Origin of the sequence: Burkholderia lata (assembly GCF_902499335.1) — a bacterium.
GTDB classification, from domain to species: domain Bacteria; phylum Pseudomonadota; class Gammaproteobacteria; order Burkholderiales; family Burkholderiaceae; genus Burkholderia; species Burkholderia lata_B.
Genome location: NZ_CABVQK010000008.1, coordinates 26,546 through 46,402, shown reverse-complemented (window position 1 = coordinate 46,402; position 19,857 = coordinate 26,546). Strand labels below are relative to the sequence as shown.

Sequence of the window (19,857 nt, the reverse complement as noted above, 5' to 3'; positions counted from 1 at the left end):
GCCCGAGTTGATCGCGATCAGGCGAGCGTCGAACGGGGACGCGGGCGGGGATGTGACGTGACGCGGCGCGGCGCAGCAAGCCGGCGGCGGAATGTAGGGAGCGGCTAATGGAGAAACGGCGGGGGGAACGAGCGGGACGACAGCATGAACCGGCTGCATGGAACCCGGTCGCGAAGCGGGGGCACGTGCCGGGACAATGGCACGCGCCCCCGAAAGGCGGTCACTGATCGATCGGCGACGTCAGCGGCACGTGTTCGCCGGTCAGCCCGAACACGACGAGCTGCGCAGGCTCGGTCGCACTCGCGTTGCGCGACACCTGGTGGCGCGAGCCGGGCGCCTCGTACCAGCCTTCGCCGGCGCGGTAGCGGTGCAGCGGGCCGCCGTTCACCTGCGACAGCACTTCGCCTTTCGACACGACCGCGAACACCGAGCCGAGGTGCCGGTGGGCATCGGAAGCCTGGCCGGGCGCATAGTCGACGGTCGCGACGACGGCGAGCTTGCCGGGCGCTTCGGGCACGGCCTGCTGCATGATCGCGTGCACGTTGTCGCCGGCGTCGTGTGCGCGGGCGGCGGCAGGCAGCAACGCGGCGCCGGCCGCGAGCCACGCGCACAGGGCGGCGCGACGGAGGAGCGTAGCGTGAGTCATCGTCGTCTCCTTACTCGGGCATCTTGCGGAACGCGATCGCGAAGCGGTTCCACGAGTTGATCGTCGCGATCAGCATCGACAGGTCGAACAGCTCCTCGTCGGTGAAATGCGGCTTCACGGCTTCCCACACGGCGTCGGGCACGTGGTTGCTGGCGACCAGCGTCAGCGCCTCGGTCCATTCCAGCGCCGCGCGTTCGCGCTCGGTGAAGAACGGCGTCTCGCGCCACGTGACGACGGTGGCCAGGCGGCGGTCGGTTTCGCCGCCCTTGCGCGCGTCGGTCGTGTGCATGTCGACGCAGAACGCGCAGCCGTTGATCTGCGACGCGCGCAGGCGGACGAGTTCGGCGAGCGGCTTCTCGATCGAGCTCTTCGCGAGGAATTCCTCGGCGTTGCGCATCACCTTGATCGCATTCGGGCTGGCGGTATAGAAGTTCAGGCGCGGTTGCATGGCAGGTCCTTTTTCGGTTGGGGCGCACAGTGGCGCGACAGGACCTACTTTAGGACGCATGCTGGCCTGCTTGAATGGCCAATTTCTGGGAAATTCAGGTAACCAGTGCCGAGCCGCCGACGGTGTCGGAACCCAGCAGGCCGGCCAGCGTCGCGAGCGCCGTGTCGATGCGCAGCGCGTCGATCCCGCCATAGCCGAACAGCAGCCCGGCACGCACCGGCACGCCGACGTGGAACGCCGAGATGCCGTACAGGCCGATGTCCTGCGCGCGGGCCGCGCGGACCAGCGCCGCTTCGTCGAGCCCCGGCTTCAGGTACGCGGCGAGGTGGATGCCGGCAGTCGGCACGATCGCGTCGAACCACGGCGCGAGCTCGCCGCGCAGATGCGCGATCAGCATCTTGCGGCGCGCATCGTAGTGCTTCTGCACGCGCTTCAGGTGCCGCGCGAAATCGCCTTCGAGCATGAAGCGCGCGAGCGCCGCCTGGGTCAGTGTGCAGGTATGCCAGTCGACGATCTGCTTCGCCTTGGCCAGCGCGCCGCGCAGCGCACGCGGCGGAATCGCGTAGCCGATCCGCAGTTCCGGAAAGATCGTCTTCGAGAACGTGCCGACATACGCGACGAGGCCCGTGCGGTCGAGGCTCTTCAGCGATTCCACCGGCCGGCCTTCGAAGCGGAACTCGCCGTCGTAGTCGTCCTCGATGATCACCGCGCGGCGGCGCTGCGCCCATTCGAGCAGCGCGACGCGCCGGTCCAGCGTCATCGGCATGCCCAGCGGGAACTGATGCGATGGCGTCACGTAGACGAGGCGCGCGTCGTCGGGCAGCCGTTCCGTCACCAGCCCGTGCGCGTCGACCGGCACGCCGATCACCGTCGCGCCGAGCGACGCGAACGCGGCGCGGGCGGGTGGATAGCCGGGATCCTCGACCGCGACCACGTCGCCGGGCCGCACGACGACGCGGGCGATCAGGTCGAGCGCCTGTTGCGCGCCCTGCGTGACGAGCACGTCGTCCCAACCGCACGCGACCGCGCGGCTGAACGCGACGTAGCGCGCGATCGCGCCGCGCAACTGCGGATCGCCGGCCGGGTCGTGGTACTGGGCGGGGCCGCGCATCTGCTGGCGCAGTGCGTGATGCAGGCAGCGCCGCCACGCATCGAACGGGAACAGCGCCTTGTCGGTCACGCCGCCGCGGAAATCGAAGCCGGGCGCATCCTGCGGCGTAGGCATCGCGAGCGCGTCGGGCAGGTCGTCCCACAGCGCACGCGCATCGACCGCGTCGACACGCGGCGTGTCCTCGACGAGCGACGGTGCCGACATGGCGGCAGCGTGCGGCACGCGAGCGAGGCCGTCGGCGACGAACGTGCCGTCGCCCGCGCGCGTAGTCAGGTAGCCCTCGGCGACGAGGCGCTCGAACGCGTCGAGCGTCGTCTTGCGCGATACGCCGAGCTGTTTCGCAAGGTCGCGCGTCGACGGCAGCCGTGCGCCGCCGGCGAGCCGCCCGTCGACGATCGCGGTGCGCAGCTGCCGGAAGATCTGCCCCGTCAGGTCGTGACGGCCTTCGATGCGGATGGCGATGTCCATCGCAGTGGTTACCTCATTTGCGGTGATTTTGCACCGGCCAGCATACCGGAAGTCGGCGGGAGAATTGGTGGTTCTGCGCTGCGTGACGGTTTCGCGGGTTTCGCTCGATGCAGGAACCGGCCGTCACGGTGCAAGGAATCCGGACGGGGCGACGCGGGCTGTGCATCGTTCAACGCTGGCCCGGCGGCATCCGTCAGGGGGACGGGCATCGTCAGACGCCGCAGCCCCGTCGAGCGATTGGACCTCGGCCCGCCGCTGCCTTACGATCCACGACAACCCCACACCGGAGCGTGCCCATGCTGTCCGAAGACGAACTTGCGCTGCTCGACGCGATCCGCGCCACCGGCAGCCTGTCGCGCGCGGCCGCGCGGCTCGGCAAGGCGCCGTCGACGGTGTCGCACGCGGCGCGCCAGCTCGAAACGCGCTTCGACGCGCTGCTGTTCGACCGGCGCGGCTACCGGCTGCAGCTCACGCCGGCCGGACAGTTGCTGACCGACGAGGCGGCACGGCTGGCGCTGGACGTCGCGCGGCTGACGCAGCGCGTGCGGCAGGTCGCGAGCGGCTGGGAAGACCGGTTGTGGATCGTCAGTGACGAGGTGCTGGAGTTCGACACGCTGCTGCCGGTCGTTCGTGCATTCGATGCGCTCGACTCGGGCGTGTCGTTGCGTTTTACGCACGAAGTGCTCGGCGGGACCTGGGAAGCGTTGCGCGACGGCCGCGCGGACCTAGTGGTCGGCGCGACCAACGAGCCGCCGGCGATTCCCGGCTTCAAGTGGTTCGAGCTGGGGGCGATGGAGTGGGTGTTCGCGGTATCGCCGCGGCATCCGCTGGCCGCAGCGAGCGGCGCGCTGACGCGGGATGCGATCGGCGCGCACCGCGCGGTCGTCGTTGCCGATTCGTCGCGGCGCGCGGCCGGCCGCGCATATGGCCTGCTCGGCGGGCAAGCCGTGCTCGCGGTGCCGTCGATGCGCGCGAAGATCCTCGCGCAGCGCGACGGGCTCGGCGTCGGCTGGGTGCCGCGCCGGCGCGTGGCGTCGCTGCTCGCGCGCGGCGAACTCGTGGAAAGGCAGACGGCCGATCCGCGCGAACCGAACCTGCTGTACGTCGCGTGGCACGGCGACCGGGACGGCCGCGCGCTGCAGTGGTGGCTGGAGCAATTGCGCGAACCGAGGCTCGCGCAGCGCCTGCTCGACGGCATCGACGTGACCGGCTGACAACAGCACCGGACAGAACAGGGCAATCGAACCTGCCCGCCCAAACACGTTCGAAGATTTCGAACATGTTCATCGCGGACGTCGCACGGCAAGGCGGGGCGCAGCGCGCATTCTGTATTCACGGTCAACTCACCGGTTCACAGGAGAACATCATGCAACGCTTCGAAGGAAAGACGGTCCTCGTCACGGGTGGTAACAGCGGTATCGGCCTCGCGGCCGCCAAGGCATTCGCGGCAGAAGGTGCGCGCGTCATCATCACCGGGCGCGATGCGCAGACGCTCGAGGCCGCGCGGCAAACGCTCGGCGCCGGCGCGCTCGCGATCCGCAACGAGGCCGGCAGCGTCGCGTCGGCCCGTGCGCTGGCCGATGCGATCGCGTCGGCGGGGGCGCGGCTCGACGCCGTGTTCATCAACGCGGGCGTCGCGAAACTCGCGCCGTTCGCGGACAGCGACGAGGCCATGTGGGATCTCGTGTTCAACACCAACGTGAAGGGCGCCTATTTCCAGATCCAGTCGCTGGTGCCGCTGCTGAACCGCGGCGCGTCGATCGTGATCAACGGATCGATCAACGCGCATATCGGGATGCCCGGCTCGTCGGTGTACGCGGCGAGCAAGGCGGCCGTCAATTCGTTCGCGAAGACGCTGTCGACGGAACTGCTGCCGCACGGCGTGCGCGTGAACGTCGTGAGCCCCGGGCCGGTGCAGACGCCGCTCTACGGCAAGCTCGGGCTCGATGCGGCGACGCTCGACGAAACGGCCGACAAGATCAAGGGCCTCGTGCCGGTCGGCCGGTTCGGCACGCCGGACGAGATCGCGTCGACGGTGTTGCACCTCAGCGCGCCGGAATCCGCGTTCATCGTCGGCGCGGAGATCATCGCGTCGGGCGGGATGGGGCTGCTCTGATCGGCGAGTCCCCGGCGGGGGGCAACCGCCCGGCGTGACGCCGGGCGGACAGTTCCCGTCACGTGCGGACGGAAGGTGTCCGCACATCGCCTCTATCGCGCCGCACAGGCGCCATGGCTACCGCCACCGGCTTCGAGCTGCGTCACCGTGAGCCCGGAGAACGTCGCACGGCCGTGCTCGGCGAACACGGCGACGCGGTCGGCGTCGAGCGGCGGGAAGATCAGGTCGGTGAGCGCTACACGGCCGCCGTTCGCGAACACTTCCACCGAGCCGCGATCGACGACGATCTCGAGCCGCAACTGATCGTGCTCGAGCGGCAGGTCCACGATATGTTCGCGGCTGAACGTGCCGGCGAAATTCGTTTCACCGGACATCGAACGGTCGAGCGTCAGCGTGCGCTTTGCCGTGTCGTACACGATCCGGGTGCCGACCGAGCCGTCAGCCGAGCGCCGGACGATCAGGCCCGCACGTGCCGCGTGCTGCGGCGCGATCGTGACCGTGATGCGCTGGACGACACCGCGCGTTGCGGCCGACAGCACGCGTGTCGTGGAATCGACCGTGAGGTCGCCTTCATGCACGGCGGGCCTGCCGTCCGCCCATGCATCGAACGCGGCGGCCGGTGCGACGACGAGCGTCGGTTCGCCGTCGATCGTTTTCAGCGACAGTTCGCGCGGCAGGGTCGTCGCGCCGCGCCACGGCGTGGTCGGCACGTTCGCCGCGTAATCCCAGTTGCTCATCCACGCGATCGCGACCGGCCGTGAGCCGGGTGCGCCCGAGAAGGTGCCGGCTGCGTAGAAGTCCGCGCCATGGTCGACCCAGCGGAATTGCGCGGGATCGGAGCCGGCGGGGGCAATCCGATCCGGCGTAAACGTGCGGCCGTCGAAGTCGCCGACGAAGTACATTGCACCGGAGCCGCCGGCGATCGACCACGGATTGACGTTGACGATCATGACCCACCGGATGCGTGCGGGGTCGCCGTCGAGCGGCAGCGGCACGAGGTCGGGCATTTCCCACAGCGCGCCGTCGTGCGGCACGCCCGGCCGCGTGAAGTCGCTCAGAAAATTCCAGTGGATCAGGTCGTCCGAGCGATAGAGCTTCACGACGTGCGCGTCGGCGACCACCGTCGTCATCAGCCAGTAGCCGCCCGGTGCGTACCACGACACTTTCGGATCGCGAAATTGCTTCGATTCCGGATCGAGCGTCAGCACCGGATTGTGTGCGTACGGCTGCCAGGTCGCGCCTTGGTCGACGCTGTACGCGAGCGACTGCGCCTGGATGCCCGGCGCGTGACCGGAGCCCGCCTTGTATACGCTCGTATAAAGCGCGACGAGCGGCGTGTGGCCCGGCTTGCCCAGGCCGGACGTGTTGAGGGTGTCGGCGACGATCGAGCCGGAGAAGATTTCCTCCGTCGCGTTCGCGCGCATCGCGACCGGCTGCTCGCGCCAGTGGACGAGATCGGTGCTCGTCGCGTGGCCCCATGACATGTTGCCCCAGTCGTTGCCAAGCGGATTGTATTGATAGAACAGGTGATAGCGGCCGTTGTCGTAGACGAGCCCGTTCGGGTCGTTCATCCAGTTGCGCTGAGGCGTGTAGTGGAGCGCGGGCCGCCATTGCGGCGTGCCGTTTTCAGCCGGCGCCTGGCAAGGTGCGGCGGCGACCTGGGTGCAGGCCACGCAGGCGAGCAGCAACCGGGCGATCCGGATGGAAAAGCGGAAAGACGTCGATATCATGCGGGGTCCCGTGCTCCGCCGTGCAAAGCGGGAAAGGAGGGCGCATGCCGCTTTCAACGGCGGCGTGCGCAATGGATGGAAGGGAAAAAAGGGAGGCGCGCACGCGACACGCGCGATACGCGCCTCCGTAACCCCGTGCCTTTACCAGCGTTCGTTATTGTTGGTTATCCTGATTTCACTGGCCGTTGCCGCCGTTGTGACCGGCACCGGTCGCGGGCAGGTTCGCCGGAATGTCGCCGTAGCCACCGAGCCCGCTGCGTCCATAAGTGCGATCGACCGCCGTCGACGTTCCGTTGATGTTGACCTTCACCGTCGGCGCGAGCGTTCCGCCGCGGCGCGGGCCGATCGCATCGATGAACGACTCGACGAGCCCGCCCGGCATCACGTAGTGCGAATACGACTGGAATTCGCGCGGGTTCTGGTTCGGATCCTGCGAATACGGCGCGCCGGCCGGCGCGGAGAAGTCGGTCGGGTTGCCGAGCACGAGGCCGCTGCCGCCGTTCAGCGGCAGGAAGTCGCTGCGGATGCCGTTGCCGACGAAGCCGTACACGCCGTCCGGCCCGTCGACGCCGGCCGCCATCGTCGTGCGGTGGCTGATCGTGAACAGGTAGTACTTGCCGTCCTTCAGGTAGATCTGCGGGCGCTCGGTCTGGTCGTCGACGCAGTTCGCCGACAGGATCGGCGGCAGGAACTTCCATTCGGTCAATTGCGGGTTCGTCGCGATCGCCAGGCCGACATTGGCCTTTTGATACACTGCGCCCGAATTCATTACCGCGTTGAGATCTTCCCTGTACGGATCGTTCGGCGCGTAGCCGAGATCGGCTTCGGTGCAGGTGCGTGCGCCGCGCGGGCCGCCCGTGTTGCCCTCGAAGACCATGTAGGTCTTGCCCGGGTGCGCGGGATCGGTGAACACGAACGGATCGCGGAACGAGAAGTAGGTGTTCTGCTGGCCGGTCTGGTAGTAGTTGCCGTCCGGTTGCAGCAGCGCCTTGTGATCGTCGAAGCCGCTGAACCACACATGCTTGTCGTCGGCGTGGATATGGCCGTCGGCGCGCGTGATGATCGCCTGCGGCGGCGTGATGTCGGCGCCGCCGGGTGCCGAGCGGTTGAACGACGTCGCGGTGTAGTAGAGGCTGACGTTGTCGCCGTGCGTGAGGCGCGCCGAGCCCGACCATTCGGCGTTGTTGGTCATCGGCGCGGTGCCGAATACCTTGGCGCTGGCGCCGTCGGGGAACAGGTGGCCGCCCCAGGTCCAGCCGCCGTTGGCGGGGCGCTGCGACGCGGGGATGCCCGCGCGACGGTAGAAGAAGCCGATGCGCGCATGGACGTGACGGTCGTCGAACGTGTAGCCCGCATGCGGATCGGCGGTGAGCGAGAAGATCACTTCCCAGCCCTTGTAGCTGAGCTGGTTCGCGCGCAGGTCGGCCAGCGGCCACGTGTCCCACACCCACACGTTCGAGTTGATCAGCGGGAAATCCTGCGGGATGTCCGGCATCGTCAGCGCTTGCGGCAGCGAGTTCTTGTCCGCGCCGGCGGTGTGCGACTGCGCGACGATCTGGCGGATGTCCGCACGCGTCCAGCGCATCGTGAAGTTGCCTTCGGGATCGTAGGCCTGCTGCGTATGGGGCGTGGGGATGGGCGCGCCCGTGCCGCCGGACTGCGCATGCGCGACGGACGCGAAGGCGGCGAGTGCGCCGCCAGCGAGGAACAGACGTTTGGCCGCGATCGGGCGGAAAAGGGGAAAGTATGTCATCTCGTCGTCGTTTCCAGGAAAGGTGAAAGTGAACGGCTGAGTGGGCATCGATGTCCAAACCGGTTTGGATGCTATTTCAAACCGGTTTGGACGTCAAAAGATAATTATTTGACGGTAATCGCTACCGAACGGAAACAATTGCCGACCCGCGGCATGCCGCGCGGCACATGGAGTGCGAGGAACGACGGTGAAGGTGAATCTGAAGGCGCTATCGGACGCGCTCGGGCTGTCGAGAACGACGGTCAGCCGCGCGCTGAACGGTTACGACGACGTCAGCGAGGCGACGCGCGAGCGCGTGGCGCGGGCTGCACGGGAAATGGGCTACGTGGCGGATCCGACCGCGCGCCGGCTCGCGACCGGGCGCGCGGACGTGATCGGGATCGTCTATCCGTTCGGCGCGGGCGATCTCGGCGATCCGCGTTTCGGCGAGGTCGTCGCGGGCATCACCGAGCGGCTCGCGGAACGCAATCTCGATTTCATCATCGCGTCGGCGCGGCCGAACGCGGAACTGGACACCTATCGGCGCATCGTCGACGGCAAACTTGTCGACGGGCTGATCGTTGCGCGCACGCTGGTCGACGATCCGCGCATCGCGTATCTGCAAGCGAGCGCGTTTCCGTACGTGGCCTACGGCCGGACCCGGGTGGCCGAGCCGTATGCGTGGTTCGATTTCGACAACGAGGCCGGCGCGCGGGACGCGGTGCGTCGGCTGACGGCATTCGGGCATCGGCGCATTGCGATGATCAGCGCTCCGCTGGCACTGAATTTCGCCGCGCAGCGCCGTGCAGGCTATCTGTCGGCACTGCGCGAAGCCGGTATCGAGCCGGATCCGGCGCTGCTCGTCGAGTGCCCCTTTACGCACGACGGCGGGCTGCAGGCTGCGCGGGCGCTGCTCGCGCGCGCCGAGCGGCCGACGGCGCTGCTGGTCGACAACAACCTCGCGGGCGGCGGCGCGTTTCGGGCGCTCGTGGACAGCGGGCTGCGGCTGGGCGAGGACGTGTCGCTGATCGTCTACGACGGCGTGCCGCCGGACATCGCGCATCCGTATCGCGTGACGGCGGTCGTGCAGCCGACCGGCCACGCTTCGGGGCGCACACTGGCGGAACTGATGCTGCGGCTGCTGGGCGACGGTGTTCGCGAGCGGCGGCTCGAGGCGCCGGCAATCGAGGCAGGCGACACGGACGGTCCGTTGCGCGGCTAGCCGGCGCGGTGCAGGTGAGGGGCGCGGGCGACTGCAGACGCCGGCGGATCGCGCTCCTCCGAAAAGGCCATGACGTCGGCAGGGGCGATTATCCGTTTACTAGACGACCGGTCTAATCCGGGGCTATCATCCGTCTTCATGAATGCGACGACGTCCGCGGCGCATGCAACGAAGACGCGAAAATGCCATGTGAATGCCATTTCGCGCTGCGATGCTGATGGTGCAGTGAGACGCCGTCCTTTTATTTCGAATTTTTCTAGACGACTGGTCTAATAGGCGCATGTCGCATTCGGATACGCGGGTCGCACGTTGACGCGTCACAGCTGACTAACCGACAGGCGTGCCGCGCCGGCCGGGTTGCCCGGTCGTGCGGCCCCGTTCCCCATCCATTTTCGAAGGAGTATCCGATCATGAAGATTCTGGTTGTCCTGACCTCGCACGACACGCTCGGCGACACCGGCAAGAAGACGGGCTTCTGGCTCGAGGAACTGGCCGCGCCGTATTACACGTTCAAGGATGCGGGCGTCGAGCTGACGCTTGCGTCGCCGAAGGGCGGCCAGCCGCCGCTCGACCCGAAAAGCAGTGACCCGACGGCCCAGACCGACGCGACGCGCCGCTTCGACGCCGATGCGGCGGCCAAGGCCGAACTGGCTTCGACGCGCAAGCTGGCCGACGTGTCCGTGGACGACTACGACGCCGTGTTCTACCCCGGCGGCCATGGCCCGCTGTGGGATCTCGCCGAGGATCTGCATTCGATCGGCCTGATCGAGCGCGCGCTGGCGGCCGGCAAGCCGGTCGCGGCCGTGTGCCATGCGCCGGGCGTGCTGCGTCACGTGAAGAACCCGCAGACCGGCGAATCGGTCGTGCGCGGCAAGCGCGCGACGGGCTTCACCAACAGCGAGGAAGCGGCCGTCGAACTGACGGAAGTCGTGCCGTTCCTCGTCGAGGACATGCTGAAGACCAACGGTGCGCAATTCGAGCGCAGCGCCGACTGGGCACCGCATGTCGTCACCGACGGGCTGCTGATCACGGGGCAGAACCCCGCGTCGTCGGAGCCTGCGGCCGAGGCGCTGCTCGCGCAGCTCGGTCACCGTTGAGCCGATGGCGCCGGCACGGCCGGCGCCGTACCGAATCCGTCGCCGGGCGCACGCTGCCCGGCGACGGCCCGAATCGTTCCGTCGTGCGCATTGCGCGACGCGTTTCCAGTTGTTTTGCAGAACCAAGCAAAGGAGCCGTGGATGTCTGCCCTGTTCGAACCGTTCAAACTCAAGGATGTCACGCTGCGCAACCGCATCGCGGTGCCGCCGATGTGCCAGTACGTCGCCGAGGACGGCGTCGTCAACGACTGGCATCACGTGCATCTGGCCGGCATTGCGCGCGGCGGCGCGGGCCTCGTGATCGCCGAGGCGACCGCCGTGTCGCCGGAAGGGCGCATCACGCCGGGGTGCGCGGGGCTGTGGACCGATGCGCAGGCCGAGGCGTTCGCGCCGTCGGTCGCGGCGATCAAGGCGGCCGGCGCGGTGCCCGGCATCCAGATCGCACACGCCGGCCGCAAGGCGAGCGCGAACCGTCCGTGGGAAGGCGACGACCATATCGCCGACGGCGATCCGCGCGGCTGGCAGACCATCGCACCGTCGGCCGTACCGTTCGGCGCGCATCTGCCGAAGACGCCGCGCGCGATGACGCGCGACGACATCGCACGCGTGCAGGCCGACTTCGTCGCGTCGGCGAAGCGTGCGCGCGACCTGGGCTTCGAATGGCTCGAACTGCACTTCGCGCACGGCTATCTCGGCCAGAGCTTCTTCTCGGTGCATGCGAACCAGCGTGACGACGAATACGGCGGCTCGGCCGAGAATCGCGGCCGTTTCCTCGTCGAGACGCTCGCGGCCGTGCGCAAGGTGTGGCCGGAGCATCTGCCGCTGACCGCGCGCTTCGGCGTGATCGAATACGACGGCCGCGACGAAGAGACGCTCGCCGAATCGATCGCGCTCACGCAGCGGCTGAAGCAGGAAGGGCTCGACATGCTGAGCGTGTCGGTCGGGTTCTCGACGCCCGACGCGCAGATTCCGTGGGGCCCGGCGTTCCTCGCGCCGATCGCCGAGCGCGTGCGCCGCGAGGCCGGGCTGCCGGTGTCGTCCGCATGGGGGATCGACACGCCGCAACTGGCGAACCGCGTGGTGGCGGAAGAGCAGCTGGATCTCGTGATGGTCGGCCGCGCGCATCTGGCCGATCCGCACTGGCCGTACTACGCGGCCAAGCAGCTCGGCGTCGAGCGTCCGTCGTGGACGCTGCCCGCGCCGTACGCGCACTGGCTCGAGCGTTACCGGACCGCCGACAAGGTGGCCTGAGCGGGCGTGGTACCGGGGCGGCGCGCGCATGACATGCGCCGCCGATCCGGCGCCGATGGATAGAATGGCGGTTCGCGCAGGCCGGTTGCCTGCGCGAACCGCCATTTTTTCATTTCGACAGAGGTGCCATGGGCGCACATGTCCCGTCGTCTCACGATCCTGCCACGCGGCCGCGCGCGCAGCAGGTCGCCCGTGCCGTGCTGTACGCGGCGCTGCTGGTGATCGCGCTGTGGGTGATCCGCGATTTCATTCCCGCCATCGCCTGGGCCTGCGTGATCGCCATCGCGATGTGGCCGATGCTGAAACGCTTCGAATCGCACCGGCTGTTCCGCAACCGCCCGACGCTCATCGCGCTCGTCATCACGGCGGCGATCTCGCTGCTGGTCGTGTTGCCGGTCGCCGTCGCGGCGACCCAGGCGATCGGGCAGGCGCATGACCTGCGCGAGTGGCTGCACACGATCCAGGACAACGGCATCCCGGTGCCGGACGTGGTCGGCCGGCTGCCTTACGGCGCGGCGCAGATCACCGAATGGTGGCAGGCCAACCTCGGCCATCCGCTGCATGCGGCCAGCGCGATGCACGGCGTCAACAGCGAGAAATTCCTCGCGTTCGGCCGGCAGTTCGGCACGAAGCTCGCGCATGCGCTGCTCGAATTCGGCTTCATGCTCGTCACGCTGTTCGTGATCCTGCGCGCGGGCCACAAGCTGTCGGGAGCCTTGCTGCAGGGCGCGCGGCGCGCGTTCGGGCACAACGGCGCGGAGCTGATCGAGCGGATGGTCGCGGCCGTGTTCGGCACGGTGACGGGGCTCGTCGTCGTCGGGCTCGGCGAGGGCGCGCTGCTCGGCGTCGCGTATGCGCTGGCCGGCGTCCCGCATGCGGCGCTGCTCGGCCTTGTCACGGCGATCGCGGCAATGCTGCCGTTCTGCGCGCCCGTCGTGTTCTGCGGTGCGGCGCTCTGGCTGTTCGTGCAGGGCGCGACGATGTGGGCCGTCGTGGTGGCGGTGCTCGGTTTCGTGGTCGTGTTCGTCGCGGAGCACTTCGTGCGGCCGGTGCTGATCGGCAGCTCGGCGCGGCTGCCGTTCCTGCTCGTGCTGTTCGGCATCCTCGGCGGCGCCGAGACGTTCGGCCTGATCGGGCTGTTCGTCGGCCCCGCGCTGATGACGGTGCTGACGATGCTGTGGGCCGAATGGATTGCATGACGCGGCGGTACGGATGCGCGTTCAAGCGCGCATCGGCCGCCGCGACGGGCGACGATCAGGCGTGTGCCGAAGCATGCAATGCATGGATTGGGATAAAGATCTCTACATTTCTTTTCGATCCGGACCCAAAGGTCGAGTAGCATGGGGCTTTCGATCGCGCCGGCACGGCGCAGCAGATTTCACCAAGTATGCGATTGATTCAGATGGCCCGTCCCGCAGCGACGCTGTCCCTGGCCGCCAGTTGCCTGATGTTGCACGGCTGCGCGTGGTTCGACTGGTGGCTGCCATTCTCGTATTCGCGCACGCCGCTCGCGAGGGCCGCGTCGCGGCACGGCGCGACGCGCGCCGATGTCGTCCGCGCCGCCGGTAATCCGCGCAGCGTCTGGATGGTCCGCAACGGCGACGGCGTCTGCTACAACTACTTCATCGAGCACGGCAACGATCACCGCGAGTATTTCGTCGTGTTCGACAGGGCCGGCGTCGTCACGCAATACGGCTTCGATTCCTGCATGAACGCCGACCGCAAGGGCACGCTCCAGCCGGGCAAGGCCGCTTCACGCTAGCGTGGCGGCCATGCCCGCCCGCCGTCAGGCGATCGTATCGACCACGCCGCCATCCACCCGCAACGCGGCGCCCGTCGTTGCGGAAGCGAGCGGCGAGCACACGTAGACGACCAGGTTCGCGACTTCCTCGGGCGTCGCAGGCCGCTGGATGATCGAGCTCGAGCGATGGTTGCGCACGAAATCCACGGCCACGTCTTCGACGCTGCGGCCGGTTTCGTCGGCCGTTTCCTTCAGCAGCGCCCGCACGCCGTCCGACATCGTCGGCCCCGGCAGCACCGAGTTGACGGTCACGTGGGTGCCGGCCGCGAGCTTCGCGAGCCCGCGCGCGATCGACAGCTGCGCGGTTTTCGTGAAGCCGTAATGAATCATGTCGACCGGGATGTTCAGGCCCGATTCCGACGAAATGAACACGATGCGCCCGGCATTGCGTTCGATCATCCCCTTCAGGTAATGCCGTGCGAGGCGCACGCCGGACATCACGTTGGTCTGGAAATAGTGGTCCCATTCGGCGTCGTCGATATCGAAGAACGCCTTCAGGCCGTAGATGCCCGCGTTGTTGACGAGGATGTCGGCCGCGGGCGTGTGCTGCGTGATGCGCGCGACGCCGGCGGCGTCGGACAGGTCGGCCGCGATGCCGTCGAAGCCCGCATCGGGGACGGCGGCGCGCAATTGTGCGAGCGCGGACTGCACCGATGCGTCGCTGCGGCCGTTGACGACGACGCGCGCACCGGCGCGCGCGAGCCCTTCGGCAATTGCGAGCCCGATACCGGCGGTGGAGGCAGTGACGACCGCGGTCTTGCCTTTCAGATCGATATGCATGAGCGTGACGGGAGAGGAGGGAACGGGAACCGCCGTGTGCGCCGCGGCGGACGGAATTCAAAGCTTAGGCGAAACGGCGCGATCCGGCGTCGAAGCCGGCGATCCGGCGATCCGGCGATCCGGCAATCCGGCAATCCGGCAATCCTGCAATCCGGCAATCCGGCAATCCGGTTGCGCGGCGCCGCACAGTCTTGTACGGTGGGCGTTCGCCGTCCGAACCGGGAGCCCGCCGCGTGAGCCGTACCGCCAACCGATCCGTCGTACCGTCGCCGTTCTGGCGTGATGCCGCGCTGCCGTTCATCGAGGCGCGCACCGTCGACGATGGCCGCGCGATCTGCTACGCGAAGCACACGCACGACACGTTTTCGGTGGGCGCGATCGTCGGCGGCACGAGCACCTACGTGAACGGCGCGACGAACGAGCACGTCGGGCGCGGCGTGCTGGTGATCATCGATCCGGAACAGGTGCATGCGTGCAATCCGTACGGCCCCGACGCATGGGCGTACCGGATGGTCTATGTCGACGTGCCGTGGCTCGCGCGGCTGCAGCATTCGCTGGGCCGCGATCCAAACAGCGATTTTCACGGTTTTTCGCCGAAGTTGACGGAGCGGCGCGACCTGTTCGCGCAATTTGGCGGCTTCTACCGCACGCTCGTCGCGCCCGGATTCGATCCGCTCGGCAAGGAAAGCGCGGCGGTCGAGTTCTTCACGGCGCTGCACGGTGCGCTCGATCGCGAACTGCCGGGCCCGCGCGCCGGCGACGACAACGCCAGGCTCGCGCGCGCGGCCGACTACATCGCCGCGCATTGCCGCGAGGGCGTCACGCTCGATGCGATCTGCGCGGCGGCCGATCTGTCGCCGTCGTACCTGATCCGCGCGTTCAACGCACGCTACGGGATGACGCCGCATGCATTCCTGATCGATCGCCGCGTGCAATACGGGCGCACGGAGCTGCGCCGCGGCCGGCCGATCGCCGACGTCGCGCTCGACGCGGGCTTCGCCGACCAGGCGCATTTCCAGCGCGCGTTCCGCCGGATTGCGGCGGCGACCCCCGGCCAGTACCGCAGCGCGACGAGCTGAACGGCAAGGGCTACACGTCGAGCAGGAAAAGTGCGCTGCCCGCGAGCAGCAGCGCCATCAAGCGGTTGAACACGCGCATGTGCCGCGCGTTCGCAAGCCGGTGCCGCAGCGACGCGCCCGCATACGACCAGCACGCGATCGACGCGAAACAGATCACCAGATACAGCGCGGCGAATTGCCAGACCTGCGCGCGGTCGCCGTCGGCCGCATAGGCGCCCATCGCGGCCACGCACGCGAGCCACGCTTTCGGATTCAGCCACTGCATCGCCGCGCCGGCCGCCGCCGACGGGCCGGCCACGTCCGGGTCGGCCGACAGCCGGCCGTCATCGAGCGCGAGCCGCAGCGCCATATAAAGCAGGAACGCGATCCCCGACCACTGCGTGGCGGTCGTCAGCACGGGCCAGCGCGCGAGCGCCGCGTGCAGCCCGAGGCCGATCAGCAGGAACAGCGCGACGAAGCCGAGCGTCGCGCCGGCCGCATAGCGCAGGCTCGCGCCGAGGCCGTGGCGCGCGCCGGCACTGAGCGCGACGATGTTGACGGGGCCGGGGGTGATCGACGAGGCGAGCGCGAACGCGGCCATCGAAACCAGCATGCTCATTGAATGTCTCCATGCGAAAGGGCGAAAGTCGCATCGAGACTACGGGAGCCGCACGGGCCCGTATTGAAGAAAACTGCCCTCGGGGGCGGCCGCGCGGCCGCCGTCAGTGCAATGCGCGCGGCGCGTGCGCCGGCCGCGCATCGCGCGTGTCGGCCGGACGCAGCGGGCCGCCTGCGCAGGGTTGCGTCGATACCGAGAACCCGAACGTGTTGATGCCGCCCGAGCACGCGACGAATACGCTGCCGCCGTGCATCTCGGCGACGGCCTTGACGATCGACAGCCCGAGCCCGTGGTTCTCCTTGCTGTTCGCGCGGGCTTCCTCGAGACGGTAGAAACGCTCGAACACGTGCGAGCGCCGGGCGGGGTCGATCGGCTCGCCGGGGTTCGCGACGGACATTTCGACGAGCGTATCGCGGCGCACGATCGTCACGCTGACCGTCGCGCCGGGCGCCGAATGCTGGATCGCGTTGATCAGCAGGTTCGTCATCGCGCGGCGGAACAGCGACGGATCGACGGCCGCGCGCGCATCGCCGTGCAGCTCGGCGCGCAACTGCGCCTCGTCGAGCGGGATTTCGAGGAAGTCGAGCATGCGCCGTACCTCGTCGGCGAGCGACACGTCCTTCAGGTCGGTCGCACGTTCGCCGCGGTCGCTGCGCGACAGGAACAGCATGTCGTTGATGATCACGCGCAGCCGTTCGAATTCCTCGAGGTTCGACTGCAGCGTCTGCTGCATCCGGTCGACCGTGCGGTCGCGGCTGGTCAGCGCGACCTGGGTCTGGCCGATCAGGATGCTGATCGGCGTGCGCAGTTCGTGCGCGACGTCCGCGTTGAACGCCTCGAGCCGCGCGTAGGTCTGCTGGATGCGGTCGAGCGCGCCGTTGAACGACGTGGCGAGGTCGCGCAGCTCGGCCGGCAGCGCGTCGGTCTGCAGCCGCTGGCGGCGGTTTGCGAGGCTGATGGCCGAGGCGTCCTGCGACAGCCGGTCGAGCGGCGCGAGCCCGAAGCGGGCGACCGCGCGGCTCAGCAGCAGCGTGATGATCGTCGCGATCGTGATCAGCGCGGCGAGCGTCCAGCCGAAGCGGCGCAACATTCGCTGCGTGCGCTCGCACGAACTGGCGACGATCAGGTTCAACGTCGGCCGCTCGCCGTTGCCGGCCACCGTGACGGTCTTCGTCATCACGTCGTAGGTGCTGTCGTTGAGCGCGTATTGCTGGAACGCGCCGAACGGCTCGCCGACGGGCACGCCGTTGACGGGCTTGCCGAAGCGGAAGTTCGGATTCGTGCTGTCGACCTGGTAGCGCGTCGAGCCGTCGGGCGGTTCGAGGTCGGCGAGTTTTTCCTGCATGAGACGCCCGCGCATGGCCGTGGTCGCATGCGACACGATCATCTCGGCGACCTTGGCACGCGTGTCGAGCGTTGCGCGCAGCTCGGCGAACAGCTGGCGTTCCATCATCACGAACAGCCCGCAGCCCACCAGCGTGAACACGAGCAGCGACACGATGCCGAACATCGCCGACAGCCGCAGGACGATCGAGCGTTTCATGCAGGCCTCTCGGTATCGCCGTCCTCGCGCGCTTCGAGCACGTAGCCCATGCCTCGGATCGTATGCAGCAGCTTGTCCGTGAACGGGCCGTCGAGTTTCGCGCGCAGGCGCTTGATCGCCGTTTCGACGACGTTCGCGTTGCTGTCGAAGTTCACGTCCCACACGAGTTCGGCGATGGTCGTCTTCGACAGCACTTCGCCGCTGCGCCGCGCGAGCACGCCGAGCAGCTGGAACTCCTGCGCGGTCAGGTCGAGGCGCGTGCCGTCGCGGGTCGCGCGGCGGCCGATCAGGTCGACCCGCAGGTCGCCGATCGAGATCAGCGTCGATTCCTGCACGCGCGCGCGGCGCGTCAGCGCGCGCAGCCGTTCGATCAGCTCGAGGAACGAGAACGGCTTGGTCAGGTAGTCGTCGGCGCCGCCGCGCAGCCCGCGCACGCGGTCGTCGACGCGGTCGCGCGCGGTCAGCATGATGACGGGCGTCTGCTTCTGCGCGCGCAACGCGCGCAGCACGCCGAAGCCGTCCAGCTTCGGCAGCATCACGTCGAGCACGACCACGTCGTAGTCGAATTCGACGGCTTTCCACGCGCCGTCCTCGCCGTCGAGCGCGGTGTCGACGACCCAGCCTTCCTCGGTCAGGCCGCTCTTCAGGTATTCAACGACTTTCGGTTCGTCTTCGACGATCAGGACTTTCATGTTCGAATCCGTTGTCCGGGTAATCCGGTTAAGGGCTCGGGTGCGCCGCCGCCGGCACCGGGGCCGCCGTGGCGACCTCGGCCGGTGCGGGGCCGCCCGCGGCATGGCCATCCCAGCCGCCGCCCAGCGCCTTCGCGAGAAACACGACGAGCGCCGCGCGCTGGCCCTGGATCTGCACGGCCTGCCGCTCGCTCGTCAGCAACTGCTGCTGGGCCGTCAGCACGTCGATGAACGGCGTCAGCCCGCCCGCGTAGCGATCCTGCGCGAGCGACACGAGCTTGCGCGCGTCGTCGACGGCCGCGGAGGCCTGCTGCGCGGCCTCGGCGAGCACCGACAATCCCGAGACCGCATTCTGCACCTCCTGGAACGCGGTGAGTACGGTCTGCCGGTAGCTGGCCTGCGCGGCGACGTAGCCGGCCTGCGCGAAATCGACGCCGGCCTTCAGCTTGCCGCCTTCGAACAGCGGCTGGCTGAGCGACCCGCCGACCGACCACAGCAATGCCGGCACGGTGAACAGGCCCGCGAAGCGCGTCGCGTCCCAGCCGATATCGGGCGACAGCATGATGCGCGGGAAATACGCGGCGCGCGCGACGCCGATCTGTGCATTCGCGGCGGCCATCGCGCGCTCGGCCGATGCGACGTCCGGGCGCCGCTGCAGCACGTCGCTCGGCAGGCCGGTCGGCAGTGCCGGCGCGTTGATCGGCACGACGCGCGGCGCGATCGAGAAGGCGGGGGCCGGCGTGCCGACCAGCGTCGCGATCGCGGTTTCGACCTGCACGCGTTGCTGGAGCAGCAACTGCGCCTGCGTGCGCGTCGCGTCGAGTTGCGCGCGCTGCTGCAGCAGGTCGAGGCCCGATACCGCGCCGAGGTCGTGGCGCGCGCTCACGTAGTCGAGCGCCTTCTGCTGCAGGTCGATCGAGCGCTTGACGACGTCGATCTCGGTATCGAATTCGCGCAGCGCGAAATAGCTCGACGCGAGATCGGCCGTCAGCACCAGGCGTGCGTTCGCGAAATCGTCGCCGGCCTGCTCGGTGGTCGCCTGCGCGGATTCGACGCTGCGCCGCACGCGGCCGAACAGGTCGAGCTCATAGCTGACGGCCGCGCCGACCTGGACGTCGTTCTGCACGGTCGCCGTGCTTTGCGTCGCGTAGTTGGTCTGCGGCCGGTCGGCCGAGATCTTGAAGCGCTGGCCGCTGGCGGTCAGGCCGACGGCCGGGTACTGCGCCGATGCGACCGACGCGAGTGTCGCCTTCGCCTGGTCGTAGCGCGCGGCGACGGCCTTCAGGTTCTGGTTGTTGCGCAGCGCTTCGGCTTCCAGCGCATCGAGCTGCGGATCGCCGAATGCGGTCCACCACGCCGGGTCGAGCGGCGCGCGGGCGGGTGCCGCCGGATGCCAGTACGAATCTGCCGGGTCGAGCCGCCACGCGGCGGGCGTGTCGACGTCGGGCCGCTTGTAATCGGGGCCGACCGTGCAGCCGGCGAGGGCAGCCGCGAGCGCAACGGCGGTGGCGGAGACGGCGGCAGGCCGCCGGCGGAAGCGCAT

The 19,857-nt window shown here is 68.7% G+C and carries 18 protein-coding genes; 8 read left to right on the top strand and 10 right to left on the bottom strand.

The genetic code is table 11. From position 1 onward, the window contains the following. Positions 1-220 precede the first annotated feature (220 nt). The 3 genes from BCO18175_RS20415 to BCO18175_RS20405 all read right to left on the bottom strand — a co-directional run bounded on the left by BCO18175_RS20415 (position 221) and on the right by BCO18175_RS20405 (position 2,673). The gene (locus BCO18175_RS20415; RefSeq protein ID WP_174983523.1) at positions 221-646 is read right to left on the bottom strand and encodes a cupin domain-containing protein; all 426 of its coding nucleotides are present in this window, start codon (positions 644-646) and stop codon (positions 221-223) included. A gap of 10 nt (positions 647-656) precedes the next feature. Next, the gene (locus tag BCO18175_RS20410; protein ID WP_124577788.1) at positions 657-1,094 is read right to left on the bottom strand and encodes a carboxymuconolactone decarboxylase family protein; all 438 of its coding nucleotides are present in this window, start codon (positions 1,092-1,094) and stop codon (positions 657-659) included. A 94-nt stretch (positions 1,095-1,188) separates the two neighbouring features. Further along, a complete protein-coding gene (locus BCO18175_RS20405; RefSeq protein ID WP_174983521.1) occupies positions 1,189-2,673 on the bottom strand; it encodes a PLP-dependent aminotransferase family protein in 1,485 nt (494 codons plus the stop codon). A gap of 296 nt (positions 2,674-2,969) precedes the next feature. Here BCO18175_RS20405 and BCO18175_RS20400 point away from each other — a divergent pair, with 296 nt between their 5' ends. Then, positions 2,970-3,887, top strand: a complete 918-nt coding sequence (locus tag BCO18175_RS20400; RefSeq protein WP_174983519.1) for a LysR family transcriptional regulator — start codon at positions 2,970-2,972, stop codon at positions 3,885-3,887. A 152-nt stretch (positions 3,888-4,039) separates the two neighbouring features. Beyond that, a complete protein-coding gene (locus tag BCO18175_RS20395; RefSeq protein WP_174913604.1) occupies positions 4,040-4,789 on the top strand; it encodes an SDR family oxidoreductase in 750 nt (249 codons plus the stop codon). Positions 4,790-4,881: 92 nt separating this feature from the next. Here the strand turns inward: BCO18175_RS20395 and BCO18175_RS20390 are convergent, their stop codons facing one another. Next, positions 4,882-6,519: a glycoside hydrolase family 32 protein gene (locus tag BCO18175_RS20390; protein ID WP_174983517.1), complete on the bottom strand. Its 1,638-nt coding sequence runs from the start codon at positions 6,517-6,519 to the stop codon at positions 4,882-4,884. A 175-nt stretch (positions 6,520-6,694) separates the two neighbouring features. Beyond that, a complete protein-coding gene (locus tag BCO18175_RS20385; RefSeq protein WP_174983515.1) occupies positions 6,695-8,272 on the bottom strand; it encodes a glycoside hydrolase family 68 protein in 1,578 nt (525 codons plus the stop codon). Positions 8,273-8,444: 172 nt separating this feature from the next. Here BCO18175_RS20385 and BCO18175_RS20380 point away from each other — a divergent pair, with 172 nt between their 5' ends. From BCO18175_RS20380 to BCO18175_RS20360, 5 genes are all read left to right on the top strand, one after another. Continuing rightward, positions 8,445-9,473 carry a substrate-binding domain-containing protein gene (locus tag BCO18175_RS20380; protein ID WP_174983513.1) on the top strand — a complete coding sequence of 343 codons (1,029 nt, stop codon included), beginning with the start codon at positions 8,445-8,447 and terminating at the stop codon, positions 9,471-9,473. 410 nt (positions 9,474-9,883) lie between these two features. After that, complete coding sequence (locus tag BCO18175_RS20375; RefSeq protein ID WP_174913617.1) at positions 9,884-10,570, top strand: type 1 glutamine amidotransferase domain-containing protein; 687 nt, start codon at positions 9,884-9,886, stop codon at positions 10,568-10,570. Between the two features lie 141 nt (positions 10,571-10,711). Further along, the gene (locus BCO18175_RS20370; protein WP_174983512.1) at positions 10,712-11,821 is read left to right on the top strand and encodes an NADH:flavin oxidoreductase/NADH oxidase; all 1,110 of its coding nucleotides are present in this window, start codon (positions 10,712-10,714) and stop codon (positions 11,819-11,821) included. 128 nt (positions 11,822-11,949) lie between these two features. Continuing rightward, positions 11,950-13,020, top strand: coding sequence for an AI-2E family transporter (locus BCO18175_RS20365; RefSeq protein ID WP_174983510.1), 1,071 nt, complete (start codon positions 11,950-11,952; stop codon positions 13,018-13,020). Positions 13,021-13,208: 188 nt separating this feature from the next. Next, positions 13,209-13,583, top strand: a complete 375-nt coding sequence (locus tag BCO18175_RS20360) for a hypothetical protein (protein WP_174983508.1) — start codon at positions 13,209-13,211, stop codon at positions 13,581-13,583. Between the two features lie 24 nt (positions 13,584-13,607). On the opposite strand, the gene BCO18175_RS20355 is transcribed toward BCO18175_RS20360, so the two are convergent. Continuing rightward, entirely contained in the window at positions 13,608-14,402 is a 795-nt protein-coding gene (locus BCO18175_RS20355) for an SDR family NAD(P)-dependent oxidoreductase (RefSeq protein WP_174974304.1), read from the bottom strand. Positions 14,403-14,635: 233 nt separating this feature from the next. Here BCO18175_RS20355 and BCO18175_RS20350 point away from each other — a divergent pair, with 233 nt between their 5' ends. Further along, positions 14,636-15,481, top strand: a complete 846-nt coding sequence (locus BCO18175_RS20350) for an AraC family transcriptional regulator (protein WP_174983506.1) — start codon at positions 14,636-14,638, stop codon at positions 15,479-15,481. A gap of 10 nt (positions 15,482-15,491) precedes the next feature. Here BCO18175_RS20350 and BCO18175_RS20345 read toward each other — a convergent pair whose 3' ends face one another. From BCO18175_RS20345 to BCO18175_RS20330, 4 genes are all read right to left on the bottom strand, one after another. Continuing rightward, positions 15,492-16,079, bottom strand: coding sequence for a LysE family translocator (locus BCO18175_RS20345; protein ID WP_174913635.1), 588 nt, complete (start codon positions 16,077-16,079; stop codon positions 15,492-15,494). A gap of 103 nt (positions 16,080-16,182) precedes the next feature. Next, positions 16,183-17,622, bottom strand: coding sequence for a heavy metal sensor histidine kinase (locus BCO18175_RS20340; RefSeq protein WP_174983504.1), 1,440 nt, complete (start codon positions 17,620-17,622; stop codon positions 16,183-16,185). Further along, positions 17,619-18,314 (bottom strand): heavy metal response regulator transcription factor, encoded by a 696-nt coding sequence (locus tag BCO18175_RS20335; protein WP_011355331.1) that lies wholly within the window; start codon positions 18,312-18,314, stop codon positions 17,619-17,621. Before BCO18175_RS20335 ends, BCO18175_RS20340 begins: the two co-directional genes overlap by 4 nt. A gap of 28 nt (positions 18,315-18,342) precedes the next feature. Continuing rightward, the gene (locus tag BCO18175_RS20330) at positions 18,343-19,857 is read right to left on the bottom strand and encodes an efflux transporter outer membrane subunit (RefSeq protein ID WP_174984006.1); all 1,515 of its coding nucleotides are present in this window, start codon (positions 19,855-19,857) and stop codon (positions 18,343-18,345) included.

Bases quoted from the DNA above. Each gene is read 5' to 3' on its own strand.
- BCO18175_RS20415 (WP_174983523.1), bottom strand. From the start codon at position 646: ATGACTCACGCTACGCTCCTCCGTCGCGCCGCCCTGTGCGCGTGGCTC.
- BCO18175_RS20410 (WP_124577788.1), bottom strand. From the start codon at position 1,094: ATGCAACCGCGCCTGAACTTCTATACCGCCAGCCCGAATGCGATCAAG.
- BCO18175_RS20405 (WP_174983521.1), bottom strand. From the start codon at position 2,673: ATGGACATCGCCATCCGCATCGAAGGCCGTCACGACCTGACGGGGCAG.
- BCO18175_RS20400 (WP_174983519.1), top strand. From the start codon at position 2,970: ATGCTGTCCGAAGACGAACTTGCGCTGCTCGACGCGATCCGCGCCACC.
- BCO18175_RS20395 (WP_174913604.1), top strand. From the start codon at position 4,040: ATGCAACGCTTCGAAGGAAAGACGGTCCTCGTCACGGGTGGTAACAGC.
- BCO18175_RS20390 (WP_174983517.1), bottom strand. From the start codon at position 6,519: ATGATATCGACGTCTTTCCGCTTTTCCATCCGGATCGCCCGGTTGCTG.
- BCO18175_RS20385 (WP_174983515.1), bottom strand. From the start codon at position 8,272: ATGACATACTTTCCCCTTTTCCGCCCGATCGCGGCCAAACGTCTGTTC.
- BCO18175_RS20375 (WP_174913617.1), top strand. From the start codon at position 9,884: ATGAAGATTCTGGTTGTCCTGACCTCGCACGACACGCTCGGCGACACC.
- BCO18175_RS20370 (WP_174983512.1), top strand. From the start codon at position 10,712: ATGTCTGCCCTGTTCGAACCGTTCAAACTCAAGGATGTCACGCTGCGC.
- BCO18175_RS20365 (WP_174983510.1), top strand. From the start codon at position 11,950: ATGGGCGCACATGTCCCGTCGTCTCACGATCCTGCCACGCGGCCGCGC.
- BCO18175_RS20360 (WP_174983508.1), top strand. From the start codon at position 13,209: ATGCGATTGATTCAGATGGCCCGTCCCGCAGCGACGCTGTCCCTGGCC.
- BCO18175_RS20355 (WP_174974304.1), bottom strand. From the start codon at position 14,402: ATGCATATCGATCTGAAAGGCAAGACCGCGGTCGTCACTGCCTCCACC.
- BCO18175_RS20345 (WP_174913635.1), bottom strand. From the start codon at position 16,079: ATGAGCATGCTGGTTTCGATGGCCGCGTTCGCGCTCGCCTCGTCGATC.
- BCO18175_RS20340 (WP_174983504.1), bottom strand. From the start codon at position 17,622: ATGAAACGCTCGATCGTCCTGCGGCTGTCGGCGATGTTCGGCATCGTG.
- BCO18175_RS20335 (WP_011355331.1), bottom strand. From the start codon at position 18,314: ATGAAAGTCCTGATCGTCGAAGACGAACCGAAAGTCGTTGAATACCTG.
- BCO18175_RS20330 (WP_174984006.1), bottom strand. From the start codon at position 19,857: ATGCGCTTCCGCCGGCGGCCTGCCGCCGTCTCCGCCACCGCCGTTGCG.